Genomic DNA, 15,177 nt, shown 5'->3' with positions numbered 1-15,177 from the left:
GATAATCGGATCGCTGCCGATGACGAGAGACTCAGCTCTTGCCGACACTTTAGTAATCGCGGGCGATGGGTCGACCTTCGCCTACCGATACCGAAGTGCCGCGCGGCGAAAGCCGCTGGCTAAGGCGGCTGGAAGTCCGGGATGTACCTGGCTATGCGATAACGTTGGGCGCTGATTCGCCCGTGTATAGCTGGGTATCTTATTGCGTCTTTGAAGCCCCGCAGCACGGGGTCGTGGAAGACTTCGCCGGCGCACAGCACGACTCGGACTCCAGCGGCTTGGCTTCGAGGCGTGGAGCAAAATCATTGCCGTACACCGTACTCTCTCCGAACGTGTGGAAGGTCTCCCAGGAAATGCCGCTGGGATCGGATACCCAGCCTTTATTGCCGCGAGCATAACAGCATGCCGCGTTCTCCTGCTTTCTGACTGACTGGCCGGCGGATTCCAGGCGGCCCGCTATCATCGCCAAGTCCTCGTCAGATTCCACCTGCAACCCCAGATGGTCGAGGCCGGTCGAGGTCGATCCCGCAGTGATCGCGAAATTTATGCGCGGATCCTCGAGCATCCATTTCGCGTAGTCCGATTTAAGAACTGCCGGCTCGGTGCCGAAGAGCGTTGAGTAAAACCGCACCGAGGACTCCAGGTCATCGACCCGGACATGAGCGTGAAAGCGTTTCATACCGCAGCCCTCCGATTCTTTTTTGGCATTAGCGTTTTGGGTTGAGGTGCACATTCGGTCATGCAGTTGGACGCCCGCGCGGGCGCGCAAAGTTCCGACCGTCCGCCACAGCAGTTTTCGGTCAGATAACCGAGCAGATCGGTCATGGCTTTGAAATTCGCGCTGTAGATTATTGATCGGCTCTCGCGGCGCGAGGTAACCAGGCCCGCGAACCTGAGCTGGTTCAGATGAAACGACATCGTGGGCGACGGTTGTCCGAGCCGGGCGCCGATCTCGCCGGCGGGCAGACCTTCGGGGCCCTTCTGCACCAGCAGGCGAAAGATGTCGAGCCGGGTTTCCTGCGCCAGCGCACCCAGCGCAGCGATCGCGGTTAACTTCTTCATAGTTTTATATTTATAAAGATATCTCCAAGGCAGGTCAAGCGGCCAAATCGGGAACCACCAGATATCGAAGAACCAATTCAAGGCGCCAGCGTTTGGAAGGGACCTGAAATCGCGCACGACGCTTCGTGGGTTTATCAATTGAGCCACGATGAAATCCGTGAGCTTGACGGAGCGATCGCCGCGGCCAAGCGGGCCGGAGGCACTTTGGCCGCTCTGACCCGCGATCATTTCGAGCTTCCCAAGCTCGCGCCCGCTATCCGCCAATAGATGCGCGATCCGGTGCCACAGAATCGGGATGGGGACCTGCTGGGGCACGTGCGCGATACTGGCGGGATCGCGACCAATGCCGATGTGCCGCGGCTCACGTCGGTGCAGTTCGAGCTGCTCGAACTGATTGAGTCGATCGCGAACGACCCCGCTTTCCGGCTCGACATGGGGTTTGAGCCAGGCGATATCCAGTTTCTGAAGAACTCGACGATCCTTCACTGCCGCAGCGAATATGAGGACTTCGACGATCCCGATCTGAAGCGCGAACAAGGGAACCGCCTGTTGCGCTCCGGCGAAGTCGTATGAGGCGATAACTTCGAACCTTTACGACGTGAACGAGACCGCACAACTCCCCGACGACGCGATCAGGGCTTCACTCGGATGCGGCAGTCCGACCGCGCTTGCCGAACTGAAGGCTGGCGAGACCGTTCTTGACCTGGGGTCTGGTGGTGGAATCGACGTGTTGTTGTCAGCACGCCGTGTCGGGCCGGGCGGTAAGGCCATTCTCGAACTCAGCCGCTCACGCATCACAATGGTGCATGGTGTACGCTGAGCGGCGCCCTTCCCTATTCAAGTCGCGCTGATTGGGAGGCGCCTGGGCGGGAGGCATTTACCAAACCCTTGATCGCAGAACGAGCTATTCAGTCTGAATGTCGAGCATCTCCGGATCCGACGAATTCGGGGCCGTTCCAATTGACTCACGATGTTGGCTTGTACCTGAAAAGCTCTTCCAGATTCGATCGCGATCGCGAATTGCGTCGTCGATAGATCTTTGACGCCGCTGCAAATAGCCATTTCGCACCGCGGCGTAAAGATCGAGCGACGAATCTTCGACGTCGTCATAGAGTTCCATGTTGTCGGCGCGCTGATTGATCGTATACGCCGCTCCGCGTCCCACGTCCGCTAACAACGGGGTTACAAACCAGGAAAGAGGATCCATGAAGGAGTCGGCCGCATAGCCAATCGCGTCACGGACAGTCAACGGCTGCAGAACCGGCAAGACGAGGTACGGCCCAGGCTTGACGCCATAGACGCCGAGGGTCTGACCAGTGTCCGCGTCGCTCTTATCGATTCCAACACACGAGGCGACGTCGAAAAAACCGGCGAGTCCGACCGTAGTATTCAGCACAAAGCGCACCAGCTCTTCGCCGGCTCCCGGCAGGCGGCCCTGGAGAAGCTTGTTGACGAAGCGCTTCGGCATCCCGATGTTATCGAAGACGTTGGCCAGACCATGGCGCACCGGCTCAGGCAAAACGTCGGCCCATACCTTGGCGGCGGGCTTCAACCCATAGCGATCGAGCACGTTGAAATTGAAATCAAAAGTCTCCGCATTGAAGGACTCCCACGGATCGTAGTCCATCGTCTCGCTGGTGCCGGGCGCGCGAAGTGGGTACGGAGAGTCCGAAGCGAGCGCGGTGCGATCACTCTGAGTGTACGAATTTCGGGTCGAATCCCTTTGCTCTGAACAACCGCAGAGGCCGAGAGCTAGCACCAGCATCGCCGGAGCTAACAGCAACTCGACCGGGCGAGAGCGGAACGATAGGTAAAAAATGTTCACGACTGGGCTTCGTCTCCATAGCGGAACAACCGCAATCCAACGACGAAAGATGCGGCCGCATAGCCTGTGAGAACGACCAGCTCAGTGGAGATCCCGGCTAACCCACGATCGCGAAGAATCACATCCTGGATCGCCGACATCGACCACGAAGTCAGTAATACATGAGCAACGGCCTGTATCGCTCGCGGCAAGTCATAAAGAGGCCAGAACAGACCGCCCAGCGCCGCCAGGACGAAAGCCACCGCAAGACCGATGGGAATAGCCTGTTCGCGTGTTCGAACAAAGGCGGCAACAACCGCGGCGAAGCAAGTCATCGATGCGACCACTGTCACCGCGACTGCGATCATCGCGATGGGCGAATGACCTAGCCTGAGTCCGTAGACGAAATGGCCGAACAGCAGGAGTAGCAGCAACTGCGCGGTGGCAACGATCAACCGCGCGAGCAGCTTGCCGCCAAGGATCGAAACCGGCGAAACCGGCGCAATCGATAACCGCGCGCTTGTTTGCCAGACTTCCTCCTCGCGCAGCGCGAGCGAAACGCTGAAGATCAACGTCAGCAGCACGAACATCAGGCTGAAACCCGGGATGTTCTGTTCGAGCGACGAGAAGGCAACATGGTCGCCGGTGATACTGCGCTCATGCAGTGTGAGGAGCTCCTGGCCGAACGGATCGCCGAGGGAAGCCGTTTCGCGATCGGCCAGCAGCATCACGACTTTGATCGCTTCGAGTTCCTGCCATTGCGCGGGATCCGTCAGTAGTTCCACTGTGGAAGGCTTTTGCGCGAGGTAGTGCTTGCTCAGCTCGGGCGGAAGAATGAGCGCCGCTGGGGCATCATTGGCTTCAGCGACAAGATGATTTGCCGTCGCACGCGATACGACGCGCACATCAAGATGCTCGCGGAAGGCACGAATCAAGGCGGTGGCAACGGGTCCCTGATCCTCATTGACTACCGGGAACAATATACTTTTACTGCCCTCGCCCGACTGGGTAGCTGCGGCAATGACCATGATCACGACGATCGGAACGAGCAGCAGAGCCACCAGGCCAAAGCGGTCGCGCCAGATCAGCCGAAGATCCTTCATCATCACGGCCAGCGTCTTCATGACTAGGCGGCTCCATTCGGGTTACCGTACTTGCGCCGCATCAGCGCGAGCAGGTCGTCGACCGACATCCGTGCAAGAAGATCGCTCAGCTGGCTGCCAAGGTTGGCGGTGAGACTCACGTCCTCGACCGTGATCCTCGTAACCATCCAGACGCCGCCCGTTGGTATCAATCGATAAGTGACGTCAAACTGATCCCGTGGAGTGACTATTTTGGTGTCAACAATCGCGGTAGCGCCATTAATCTGCTGGCCGGCATAAACGAAGTCAGGATTTTCGAATAGTAATAACTTCTGTACATAGGTACGCTCGACTAATGCGCGGAACAGCGCAAGGAAGTTCGTCTGCTGATCGGGGCTGAAGGTCGACCAATGCGAGCCAAGCGCCTCGCGGCCCATCTCGTCGGTGTCAAGGAACTTGCTGAACAGCACCGAAAGTGCGCCGAGCTTCTCGTCGTGCGGCTGATTGCTTGCGACGATCGATTCGGCCTGTTCGAGAATCGTTCGCGTGTAATCAATCGGAGTTGCTGCGCGCGCGGGCGCAATAGTCACAAGCCAAATTACGACCACGATGGGCAGTCTTCGGATCATGCGGGAACCTCGCTGCCCGTTAGTTGCATGAAGATATCCTCGAGACTGACCGGCGTAATCTTGAGGCGAATCGATCTATCGCGGCTGACGAGCTTTTGCAGCGGACCCAGATAGTCTGTTGCGCGTTTAACAAAAAAACGCACGAGCCCGTCGTGCCGTTCAACCCGGCATCCGCCGGCCATCGCCCGAATCGCGGCATCGACTCGACTGTCCGGGCCGCTCAATTCGATCACTTCGGAAAAATCAAGGCCGGCCAGCAACGTGTCCATCGTACCGAGCGCCACGAGTTTTCCTCGATTGAGGATCGCCAGTCGATCGCAAAGGCCCTCGGCCTCTTCCATGTAGTGGGTCGTATAAAGAATCGCATTGCCGTCGTGGCGCAGCCTCCGCACGATCGTCAGGATTTCTTCGCGGGATTGCGGGTCGACGCCGGCCGTCGGTTCATCCAGCAGAATGAGTTTCGGCCGATGTATCAGGGCAACTGCAAGGTTCAGCCGCCGTTTCATTCCGCCGGAGTACGTAGCAACTTGATCGTCGCGACGATCGTGGAGTCCGATCAGGCAAAGCAGCTCATCAATACGGATCGCCAGCTCGATGCGACTCACGCCGTAGATGCGGCCGAAGAAGTGGAGATTCTCAGCTGCGGTTAGATTCGGATAGAGCGCAATTTCCTGCGGCGCCACACCAATCATCTGGCGCACCGCGCGGCGCTCATCGCGGATACTTCGGTCCAGCAGTTGCGCATCGCCCGCGGACGGTCGTTTCTCCGTCGCCAGCATCGAAATCAACGTGGTCTTTCCGGCCCCATTCAGTCCCAACAGCCCAAAGACCTCACCTTGACGAATGTCGAAGCTCACTCCCGCTACGGCATCGATCGAGCCGTAGACTTTGCTTAGCCCCTCGACGCGCAGAGCGACGCTTTCGCGTCCGTGAGAGGTCGTTAGCGAAACCAGCGGGCGTTTTTCGCCGCGATCGGGTTCGGGATTGCGATACGCGGATGATGACGATCGATACATTCCTGTCTAACCTAAGTGCTGTCCGCCGCGGGGCTACACTGCGGCGATCCGAGACATAGATGCCGGTCGTCAGGCTATAGTTACGAGAAATATTCTCCAGATCGCGCCATATGCACTTGCTCTGCATGGGAAAAATAGACAGACCTGGAATTCGCCAGGTCACCGCCAGGGGCCGATAGATGACCGACAACGAAAAGGACGCGCAACGATCCCTTGCGCAAGACGACGCAGCGCTCGATACAAGCGTCGCCGCCTCCAGGTTCAGCGCGACAGAAAGGCTGCATGACGGAACATCGATCCTTATTCGAGCGATCCGCCCCGATGACAAGGAACGGCTCGCCGAGCATGCGCGCGGGCTGAGCCCGGAATCCATTTATCATCGCTTTATGTCTTTCAAGCGCAACCTGAGCGAGGAGGACTTGAGGAAGTTTACTGAGCTGGATTTCGCCCAGCATGTCGGATTAGTGGCTACTCTCACCGAGGACGGTCGCGAGCATATTGAAGGAGTCGGACGCTATATCCGGACCTCGGATCGTCGGGCGGAAGTAGCACTTTCAGTCGTCGATCAACTCCAGCGGCACGGTATCGCGCCCCTGTTGCTATCGCATCTGAGCCGCATAGCTCGTCATCAAGGAATAGTTGAGTTCGAGGCCAACGTGATGGCTGACAATGTCCACATGCTCAATGTACTGGCGGCCAGCGGATTCAAAACCCACAGCGAATACGATTCGGGCGTCGTGCACGTCATAGTGCGCATCGACAATGGCGCTTAACGATGAGACTCCAGCTTGCGGCGGCGTGTTCACGGTGATGCCAGCGGCAGCCGAGAGGGTCAGCTACAAAGGACAGGCGCGCTGTACACCGCGCCATGCCAGCGAAGACAACAGGTTTCTAGTGAAGACGACGCCTCGAACCCAGCCTGGAAATGCGTCATCATAATTGCTTGGGCAAGCAAACGGGGAGCTTTCTTGGCTGACAAGCGACAATCCGGAAGAGTAGGCGCGCACAGCGGCGACGAAGGCATTGACCCGCCCGACGACGCGCGCGTGCTCCAGGCGCTCGCCGGGCTGAACAGCGAACTGGCCAACGTTCAACGCGAGTTGGCACGCCGCAACGCGGAACTCGACGCCGCTATCCGAGAGAAGAATCAGCTGTTGGGGATGGCGGCGCATGACTTGCGCAATCCGCTCAGCGTCATCGTCGGCGTACTGGATCTACTCAGCGAAGAATTGGCTGACTCGTTGAGCGCGCAGAACCGCGATCTGCTCGCGAGGGTCACTAGCGCAGCCGGGCAGATGCAGGCCCTGATCGACGACATCCTCGACTATTCGAAAATTGACGCGGGCCGGCTCGACCTCCAACTGGCGCCCGTCGATGTCGCCGAGCTGATCCGGCAAGGCCTGGAGTTCAACACGCTCCTTGCCAGCAAGAAGGGTATCAAGCTGCGCTTCGAAAGCGAGAGAACACCTCCCACACTTAATCTCGACTCAAGACGTATGCAGCAGGTGCTGAGCAATCTTATCAGCAACGCCTTGAAGTTTTCTCACGCCGGAACGACGATCACCGTGTCCTTGCGATGTGACGCGGCCGAAGTGACGATCGCGATCGCCGACGAGGGACAGGGAATCCGGGCCGACGAGCTTGAGCAATTGTTCAAGCCCTATTCGCGCACCAGCACCAGGAGCACCGCCAACGAGAAGAGCACCGGACTCGGGCTTGCGATTGTGCGGAGGATCGTCGCGGCTCACGGCGGCCGCGTGCGAGTCGAGAGCGCATTGGGGCGCGGGTCAACCTTCTATGTGGTGCTGCCGATTCCGCCGCGATGAAAGTCATCGCGCGACGAGATCGTAAATCCGGAAATCCGCTCCCTCGTCAGCGCCTGCGTGGACTGACCTGAAGTCGGCCGATTGCAGGTAGGCTTTCAGCTTGGCGCGGCTCTCCCATCGGGTGATCAGAACAAAGGTCACCGGATCGCTGCCGGTCTTGAGAACTTCGCAGCCAAGAAATCCTTGATGCTTATCGACCAGCCGCGGGCGCCGCACGAAACGCGCCTCGATATCACCCGCGGCCGTTCGGGGAACGCTGAAGCGGGAGATTGCCACGGCTATTGATTGCGCTGAGTTCAAGGGATTACGCGGGCGGTGCGACGAGGTCGTTGGCGATTGAGAGCGCGGCGTCGGCGTCATCCGCGCATCCGTCAGCGCTGAGTTTTTCGGCCAGATCGGCGCTTGCGTGGAAAAGATAACCGCCGACAATGATTGGGATATTCGAGCCGTCGCGGATCGCCGCGATCGTTGACGCCAGGCGGACGACCTGCGACGGCATCGTTGCCGAAAGCGCGATCAGGTCCGGAGTACGGCGCAGCCGCGCTATCAGCCTGACCAGCTCGCGGGCGGGCAGGTTGGCGCCGAGGAAGCTCGTCTGCCATCCGTTGAGCTCGAAAACGTCCGCGATCGTGCGCGCCCCGAGTTCGTGTTGCTCGCCTTCAACGCACGCGACCAGTATCGAGCACCCGGTTGGGACCGTGGCGGGAAACAGCCGGCCGTAGAAACCGGCCAGAATCGTCTGTACCGCCGTGCTGCAATAATGCTCATGGGCGACGCTGATCTCGTTGATCTGCCACAGGCGGCCGATCTCGCGCATCAGGGGCGGAAAGACCCGCGTATAAATCCGGCCCAGCGGCAAGCCCGCCGCCATCGCATTTTCCAAGGTCTCGCGCGCCGCGGGTGCGTCGAGCCGGATGAGCGCTTCCAGGCATCGCCTCGCGATACCATCCTCTTCGCTCAGTCCGATAAAGCTCTCAACTTGATCCGGCATCGAAACGAACCGCGCCACCGCATCGTCGAGGTACGACGCCGCGACCTCATGATCGCCAATGGCATCGTCGCGCAGCGCAAACGTCATGCAGCGCAGGCTTTCGATGATGTCGTCCACGGCGACACCGCGATGGGTCAGGAGGATCTTCAGCCAGCCGACGTAGCGCAAGAACATCGCCACGTCGTCCGCGTCGACAGCGGAGGAGAGCGCCGTGATATTGTACAGGATATCTTCTCGATATTTGCTGCGGCCCTTGTCGCCGTAACGCTCGAGCAACAACGGGCGCCGCGCGTAATCGCGGGCGACAGTTGCTTCCGCGATACGATCTGCTTCGGCACGCAGTCGATCACCGGGTTCGAAATTCAGCACGCGCCCCTCTCCGCGAAGCCTCTTCGACGAATGCGGTCCTCGATCTAATGTATGGAGAATTGCTCCCGGATCAAATCGGGATCGGGATGAATGGTCGCTTAAACTCGAAGTGGACAAAATTTTCCTGCCATGGACCGTCACACGATTTTATCCAGTCTCTGACTACCGAGCGCCGCCCCTCTGCGGAATGGGCCGGAACCGCTCGGACCGAGGGTCGCAACAATCTTGAGGTTTGTGCTAATCGGCGACTAACGGAGTTTTCCTAACTCGAAAGGGCCTCGAGATGGCGCGCCGGGCGCCCAGCGACAAAGCTTCCGTTTCGGAACCATCGAGGAGCGACGCCGCCGAACCACTTTGGGACGATGGCGAATACGTCCTGTCGCGTGTGTTCCAGGGCGATCGACCGAAAGCTTTTCTCGCTAAGTCCCCCACTCTGCCGGATTGGCGACCTGCAACGGCAAAACGGCTGGAGCACGAGTATGCGCTTCGTGATCATTTGAATCCGGCGTGGTCGGCGCGCCCAATATCGCTCACCTGGCAGAAGGGTCGCCCGCTGCTATTGCTGGAAGATTCCGGCGGAGCGCCGCTCGCCCGACGGCTCACGAGCCCTCTTCAGCCTCTGGAATTCCTGCGCGTGGCGATCAATTTGACCCGGGCGCTCGTGGCAATTCACGACAGCGGTATCGTTCACAGGGATTTGACGCCGGCCAATATTCTCGTGAACTCAGGCAGTGAAAGGGTCGTCCTCACCGGGTTCGGCATCGCATCGCGCCTGCCGCGTGAACGTCTGTCCCCGGATCCGCTTGAGGTCGTCGCAGGCACTTTGGCGTACATGGCCCCCGAACAGACCGGTCGAATGAACCGATCCACGGACGCGCGGAGCGATCTCTATTCATTGGGCGTCGTCTTTTACCAGATGCTCGCCGGCGAACTTCCGTTTACCGCCGCAGATCCGATCGAGCTGGTCCACTCCCACATCGCGCGCCTTCCTGAGCCGCTAGTGAATCGAGCGACTGAAGTACCGCTGGTGATGTCGGCGATAGTTCAGAAGCTGCTCGCCAAAAATCCTGAAGACCGATACCAGACTGCAGGCGGTATCGCCGCCGACCTCGACAAGTGCCTCTCTGAGTGGGAATCCCGAAATTCAATTGATTGGTTTCCGATCGGCGAGCATGACCTCTCAGATCGATTGATTGTTCCCGAGCGGCTGTACGGCAGGGAGGGCGAGATTGGAATCCTTCTCGATGCGTTCGAACGCGTCGCGGCCGGCGGGAGAACCGAGTTGGTACTGGTGTCCGGCGGCCCGGGCATTGGCAAATCGTCGCTGGTAAACGAGCTGCACAAGGTGCTGCTTCCCAGGCGCGGCCTTTTCGCCGCAGGCAAGTTCGATCAATACAACCGCGATGTTCCCTACGCGACCCTGGTCCAGGCGTTTCGCGGTCTCGTTTCTCAGCTTCTGGCTTTGAGTGAAGAGACGCTTCGCCCATGGCGAGACGCACTTGGCGAGGCGTTAGGTCCGAACGGGCAGCTGATCGTTAACCTGGTTCCTGAGCTCGAGATTATCGTCGGCGTTCAATCTCCCGTCGCGGAGCTCTCGCCTCAGGAAATGCAGCGGCGGCTGCAAGAGGTTTTCGCACGATTCATCGCGGTTTTCGCCAAGCCCGAGCATCCGCTCGTCCTGTTCTTCGATGATCTTCAGTGGCTCGACGCCGCGACGCTGGCGGTTCTGGAACCTCTCGCCGCCAATCACGAGCTGCGCAATCTGCTTTTGATCGGCTCCTACCGGGACAACGAGGTTGGTCCGTTACATCCGCTGAATAGATCGTTCGATACGATCAAGAGATCGGCGGCAGCCATCCACGAAATTCTGCTGCAACCGCTTACAGGTATCGAGACCAACAAGCTGATCGCGGATACATTGCATTGCCAGCTCGAGCGCGCTCGGACGCTGTCCCAACTGGTGCACGAAAAGACCGGCGGCAATCCGTTTTTCGTTATCCAATTCATGTCCACCCTGGCCGACGAGAGGCTCCTCTTATTCGATCGCAGGGCGGCGGGCTGGACCTGGTCGCTCCATTCGATTCGGGCCAAGGGCTTCACCGACAATGTCGCCGACTTGATGGTCGCTAGATTAACCAGCCTTCCGCCGGCGACCCAGGAACTCCTGAAGCAGCTCGCCTGCCTCGGAAACAGCGCGACGGTCGGCACGCTCATCGCGGCTTGCGGCGGCTCTCAAGTGGAAATCGATGCCGTCTTTTGGGATAGCATTCGCGCCGGGCTCGTCTTTTGTACCAACGAGACCTACACCTTTTTGCACGATCGCGTTCGGGAGACGGCATATTCTCTCATCCCGAGCGGCGAGCGTGCCCTCGTCCATTTGGAGCTCGGACGCCGGCTCGTCACCTCGATGAGCGCCGAACAGGTCAGCGAGCGAATTTTCGACGTGGTCACTCAGTTCAATCATGGCGTGGCCTTGATCTCCGATCCCGGCGAGATCGAGCGGGTCGCGAACCTCAACCTTGGCGCGGGCAGACGCGCCAAAGCTTCGACGGCGTATGCCGCCGCGTGCGGCTATTTTAATGCCGCAATCGCGCTGCTGGGATCGTCCGGGTGGCAGACGCGTTACGGCGTGATGCTGGTTCTGATGCTCGAGCTGGCCGAATCGACGTTGCTCGCGGGGCAGTTCGAGGAGGCCGAACGGCTCATCGCGGCTGTGCTCGAAAGAGCGATTTCAGCGGTGGACAAGGCCGCCGCGTACCGGCTCAAACTCGAACTCCACATCGTGCAGTCGCAGAATACACAGGCAGTTACGACCGGCATCGAATGCTTGAGCTTACTCGGATTCGAAACTCCGGCAAATCCGACTCCGCAGCAGGTTGAGGCGGAATACCGCGCGCTCTGCGAGATACTGCACGAGACGCCGATCGAGAGCCTGATCGACCTGCCGCTAATGCGGGACACGCGGCTGCAAGCTGCGGCGCGGGTTCTGGCCGCACTGCTGCTGGCCTCGTTTTATACCGACGTCAATCTGTTTGTCAGCCTGCTCTGCCGCCTGGTGGCGCTGAGCATCACCCACGGCACCACTGAGGCAGCGACACAGGGCTTCGCGCTTTTCGGATGGATTCTTGGCCCGGTATTTCATCGCTACCGGGATGGCTATCGTTTCGGCAGGCTTGCCCTGGATCTTGCCGAGCGGCGGCGCTTTCTCGCCGACACCGCTAGGGCCCATTACGCAATGGGTATGACAGTGTCGTGGGATCATTCCTTAGCCGAATCGATCGAGTACTTTCAGACCGCGATCGACATCGGCATCAAGACCGGCGACCTCTTCTTCGTCTGTAGCAGCACCAGTCAGATCATAATCCGACGCATCCTGGCCGGTGATCCTCTCGCGGATGTTTGGAATCAGTCCGAGGAGTACGCGGCTTTCGCCCGGCGGATAGGATTCCGCGATGGTGCCGATCTCATAGTGAGCCAGCAATTTTTCATCCGGGCAATGGCAGGCGAAGACGCTTTGCCCGGCGCTTCGGACTTCGATCAAGCCGCCTTCGAGAGTCAGCTTACCGAAGAGCGAATGAGCACGATGGTCTGCTGGTACTGGATCCTCAAGATCGCCGGGCGTTTTGTCGCAGGCGACTATGCAGGCGCGCTGGAGGCCTCGGACCGATCACGTGCCCTGCTCTGGTCGTCCACCGCGGAAATCCAACTTCTTGACTATCACTACTTCACGGCGCTGACGCTGGCTGCGCTTGCGACCAGTGCGGTGGCCGAGCAGCAGCGTGAGTGGCGCGAACGGATCGATTCCCATTGCGAACAGCTCAAGGAATGGGCGGAGATGGGAGCGGCGATTTTCCTCGACCGCCATGCTCTTGTATCAGCCGAGTTGGCGCGCCTCGAAGGCCGCGAAATCGACGCGGAGAAGCTGTATGAGACCGCGATCCAGTCGGCTCGCGAACACGGATTGGCGCATAGCGAGGCAATCGCAAGCGAAGTCGCGGCACGCTTTTACGCGGCGCGGGACCTCCGCACCGTCGCCGCTGTTTATATGAAAAATGCGCGAGCCTGCTTTCTCCGTTGGGGCGCGAAACACCAGGTGAAGAGACTCGACGCGGAGCATCCCGAGCTTCAGGAGGATCAAATCGCGGCCGTTCAAGCAGTCACCCTCGGTACGAGCATTCAGGAACTCGACCTCGCCACCGTGGTGAGAATGTCGCAGGCGGTATCCGGCGAGATCGTGCTTGAAAACTTGATCGAGAGACTGCTAACGCTCGCGGTCCAACATGCCGGCGCCGCGCGCGGGCTCCTGATCGTGGAGCGCGGCGAGGAGACTCGGATCGAGGCCGAAGCGATCACCGAGGCTGACTCCGTCGTGGCTCACTTTCGCCGTGGACAGCCGCGCACGTCCGGGTTACCCGACACGCTGCTGCAGTACGTTCAGCGCAGCCGAGAGGCGGTGGTCCTCGACGATGCATCCGCACCGAATCCGTTCGCCTCCGATCCGTACCTCATCGAGAAGCGGGCCCGATCCGTCATGTGCCTTCCGCTGGTGAAACAGACTCGGTTGGTCGGAGTCATATATCTGGAGAACGATATTGCTTCGCAAGTCTTCACTCCGGCGCGCATCGAGTTGCTGAAGATTCTGGCTTCGCAGGCGGCGATCTCTTTGGAAAACGCGGTGCTCTATTCCGAACTGAGGGATGCGCAGGCCCGGCTTTCGGAGGCCCAACGGCTGAGCAAGATGGGCAGCTTCGGATGGCAGCCGGCGACTGGCGATGTCGTATGGTCCGCGGAGGCTTACCGCATATTCGAATTCGATCGCACGACCAAGCCGACCACGGAACTGATGCTCGAGAGGACTCATCCCGCGGACCGCGAGCGCCTGCGAAAGATGCTCGAAGACGCCCCTGGCGAGCCGAAAGACTGGGACATCACCCAGCGCATCAGGATGCCGGACGGCCGCGTCAAGCATCTGCGCATCGTCGCGGGGGCCGCGCTCGACGAGTCGTCCGGAGACGCGGAGCACGTCGGATCGATCGTCGATGTTACGGCCGCGACTGAGTCGCGTCTGGCACTCGAAAAAGCCTACCGCGATATCGAGGCGCTCAAGAATGAGCTGCAAAACGAGAACGTGCTGCTGCGTGAGCAGGTCGACAATGCCTCGATCTTCGAAGAGATTGTAGGTTCTTCGCGACCTCTGCTCGCGGTGCTCTCGCGGGTCGAAAAGGTCGCGCCCACTGAATCGACGGTTCTTATCACCGGCGAGACGGGAACCGGGAAGGAACTGATTGCGAAGGCGATCCACAAACGGTCATCGCGAGCGAACCGCCCCTTCGTGAGCGTGAATTGCGCCGCGATTCCGACCGCGCTTATCGCTTCGGAGCTGTTCGGCCACGAAAAGGGTGCCTTCACGGGCGCGCTGCAGAAGCGCCTCGGACGTTTCGCGCTGGCCGCGGGCGGCACCATCTTCCTCGACGAGATCGGCGAGCTTCCCTCGGAGACGCAGGTTGCACTGCTGCGGGTGCTGCAGGAGCACGAGTTCGAGCCGGTCGGCGGACAACTGGTCAAAGCCAACGTGCGGGTGATCTGCGCGACCAACCGCGATTTAGCCGAGGCGATCGCGGCCGGATCGTTTCGCAGCGATCTTTTTTACCGACTAAATGTGTTTCCGATCGAGATGCCTTCGCTCAGGGAGCGGCGTGACGACATCCCGATGCTGGCGGAGTACTTCATCGATCGATTCGCGCGCGCCGCGGGAAAGCGGATTCACAGCATCAGCAGAAAGACCTTGCAGATGCTTCAGTCCTACCCATGGCCTGGCAACATCCGCGAGCTGCAGAATGTGATCGAACGCTCTGTAATCCTCTGCGACACTGACCAGTTCGATATCGATGAGAGTTGGCTCTCGCAGGCGGATGTCGAACAAATGACCGCAGCGCAAACTCCTCTCACCCGGCATTTGGACGCAGATGTTCGAAGGAGAATCGAAGCCGCACTGTCGGAGTCGGGGGGCCGTGTGTCGGGGCCGGCGGGCGCCGCGGTGAAGCTCGGCATGCCCGCTTCAACTCTCGCCTCGAAGATTCGTGCGCTGGGAATCAACAAGTATAGCTTCAAGCGCAGTTAGTATTCAGCGCGAAGACCCCACGCTCACTTCGGCGCGCCGCGCATCGACCGTTCAAGATATCCAATCGCGAGCCGACTCATCGACGTGAAATCACAACTCGAATCCCCTCTCAACCCACCACGGCAAACCGAGCATATCGACCGGGCCCGGCGGCCACGTCATGAAGTGTCGCCGGTTTACGCGAAGTCGCGATTCGACTCTGAGCTCGCTCCTCATGAACTCCGCCGCGCGAGTGAACATCGCACTCGCGATGCCACGATGACGGCACTGAGGCGGA

13 protein-coding genes are annotated in these 15,177 nt (G+C 59.7%); 5 read left to right on the top strand and 8 right to left on the bottom strand.

Going from position 1 to position 15,177, the window contains the following annotated elements; translation table 11 throughout:
- Positions 1-199: 199 nt before the first annotated feature.
- A complete protein-coding gene (locus tag VMA09_12750) occupies positions 200-679 on the bottom strand; it encodes an ArsI/CadI family heavy metal resistance metalloenzyme (protein HUA34470.1) in 480 nt (159 codons plus the stop codon).
- On the bottom strand, positions 676-1,062 hold the full coding sequence (locus tag VMA09_12745) for a metalloregulator ArsR/SmtB family transcription factor (GenBank protein ID HUA34469.1): 387 nt from the start codon (positions 1,060-1,062) through the stop codon (positions 676-678). Before VMA09_12745 ends, VMA09_12750 begins: the two co-directional genes overlap by 4 nt.
- Positions 1,063-1,341: 279 nt before the next feature.
- Between VMA09_12745 and VMA09_12740 the strand changes: the two genes are divergently transcribed.
- Positions 1,342-1,635 carry a TauD/TfdA family dioxygenase gene (locus VMA09_12740; GenBank protein HUA34468.1) on the top strand — a complete coding sequence of 98 codons (294 nt, stop codon included), beginning with the start codon at positions 1,342-1,344 and terminating at the stop codon, positions 1,633-1,635.
- Positions 1,636-1,660: 25 nt separating this feature from the next.
- A complete protein-coding gene (locus tag VMA09_12735; GenBank protein HUA34467.1) occupies positions 1,661-1,882 on the top strand; it encodes a hypothetical protein in 222 nt (73 codons plus the stop codon).
- Positions 1,883-1,966: 84 nt separating this feature from the next.
- Here the strand turns inward: VMA09_12735 and VMA09_12730 are convergent, their stop codons facing one another.
- The 4 genes from VMA09_12730 to VMA09_12715 all read right to left on the bottom strand — a co-directional run bounded on the left by VMA09_12730 (position 1,967) and on the right by VMA09_12715 (position 5,434).
- A complete protein-coding gene (locus VMA09_12730) occupies positions 1,967-2,689 on the bottom strand; it encodes a VacJ family lipoprotein (GenBank protein HUA34466.1) in 723 nt (240 codons plus the stop codon).
- 194 nt (positions 2,690-2,883) lie between these two features.
- Complete coding sequence (locus VMA09_12725; GenBank protein ID HUA34465.1) at positions 2,884-3,990, bottom strand: ABC transporter permease; 1,107 nt, start codon at positions 3,988-3,990, stop codon at positions 2,884-2,886.
- Between the two features lie 2 nt (positions 3,991-3,992).
- Positions 3,993-4,577: an ABC transporter substrate-binding protein gene (locus VMA09_12720; GenBank protein HUA34464.1), complete on the bottom strand. Its 585-nt coding sequence runs from the start codon at positions 4,575-4,577 to the stop codon at positions 3,993-3,995.
- Positions 4,574-5,434 carry an ABC transporter ATP-binding protein gene (locus VMA09_12715; GenBank protein HUA34463.1) on the bottom strand — a complete coding sequence of 287 codons (861 nt, stop codon included), beginning with the start codon at positions 5,432-5,434 and terminating at the stop codon, positions 4,574-4,576. The genes VMA09_12720 and VMA09_12715 overlap by 4 nt, the downstream gene beginning before the upstream one ends.
- 338 nt (positions 5,435-5,772) lie before the next feature.
- Here VMA09_12715 and VMA09_12710 point away from each other — a divergent pair, with 338 nt between their 5' ends.
- Both VMA09_12710 and VMA09_12705 read left to right on the top strand, forming a co-directional pair.
- The gene (locus VMA09_12710) at positions 5,773-6,366 is read left to right on the top strand and encodes a GNAT family N-acetyltransferase (protein HUA34462.1); all 594 of its coding nucleotides are present in this window, start codon (positions 5,773-5,775) and stop codon (positions 6,364-6,366) included.
- Positions 6,367-6,381: 15 nt separating this feature from the next.
- Entirely contained in the window at positions 6,382-7,419 is a 1,038-nt protein-coding gene (locus VMA09_12705; GenBank protein HUA34461.1) for a HAMP domain-containing sensor histidine kinase, read from the top strand.
- 3 nt (positions 7,420-7,422) lie between these two features.
- Here VMA09_12705 and VMA09_12700 read toward each other — a convergent pair whose 3' ends face one another.
- Positions 7,423-7,695 carry an antibiotic biosynthesis monooxygenase gene (locus tag VMA09_12700; GenBank protein ID HUA34460.1) on the bottom strand — a complete coding sequence of 91 codons (273 nt, stop codon included), beginning with the start codon at positions 7,693-7,695 and terminating at the stop codon, positions 7,423-7,425.
- A gap of 28 nt (positions 7,696-7,723) precedes the next feature.
- Positions 7,724-8,779 (bottom strand): cobalamin-dependent protein, encoded by a 1,056-nt coding sequence (locus VMA09_12695; GenBank protein ID HUA34459.1) that lies wholly within the window; start codon positions 8,777-8,779, stop codon positions 7,724-7,726.
- Positions 8,780-9,062: 283 nt separating this feature from the next.
- On the opposite strand from VMA09_12695, the gene VMA09_12690 reads away from it, so the two are divergent.
- On the top strand, positions 9,063-14,900 hold the full coding sequence (locus VMA09_12690) for a sigma 54-interacting transcriptional regulator (protein HUA34458.1): 5,838 nt from the start codon (positions 9,063-9,065) through the stop codon (positions 14,898-14,900).
- The last annotated feature ends 277 nt before the right edge of the window (positions 14,901-15,177 follow it).

The sequence above is a fragment of the Candidatus Binataceae bacterium genome (assembly GCA_035508495.1).
Lineage (GTDB): Bacteria > Desulfobacterota > Binatia > Binatales > Binataceae > JASHPB01.
Note: the sequence above shows the minus strand (reverse complement) of the source record. Positions and strands in the feature narration are given on the sequence as shown.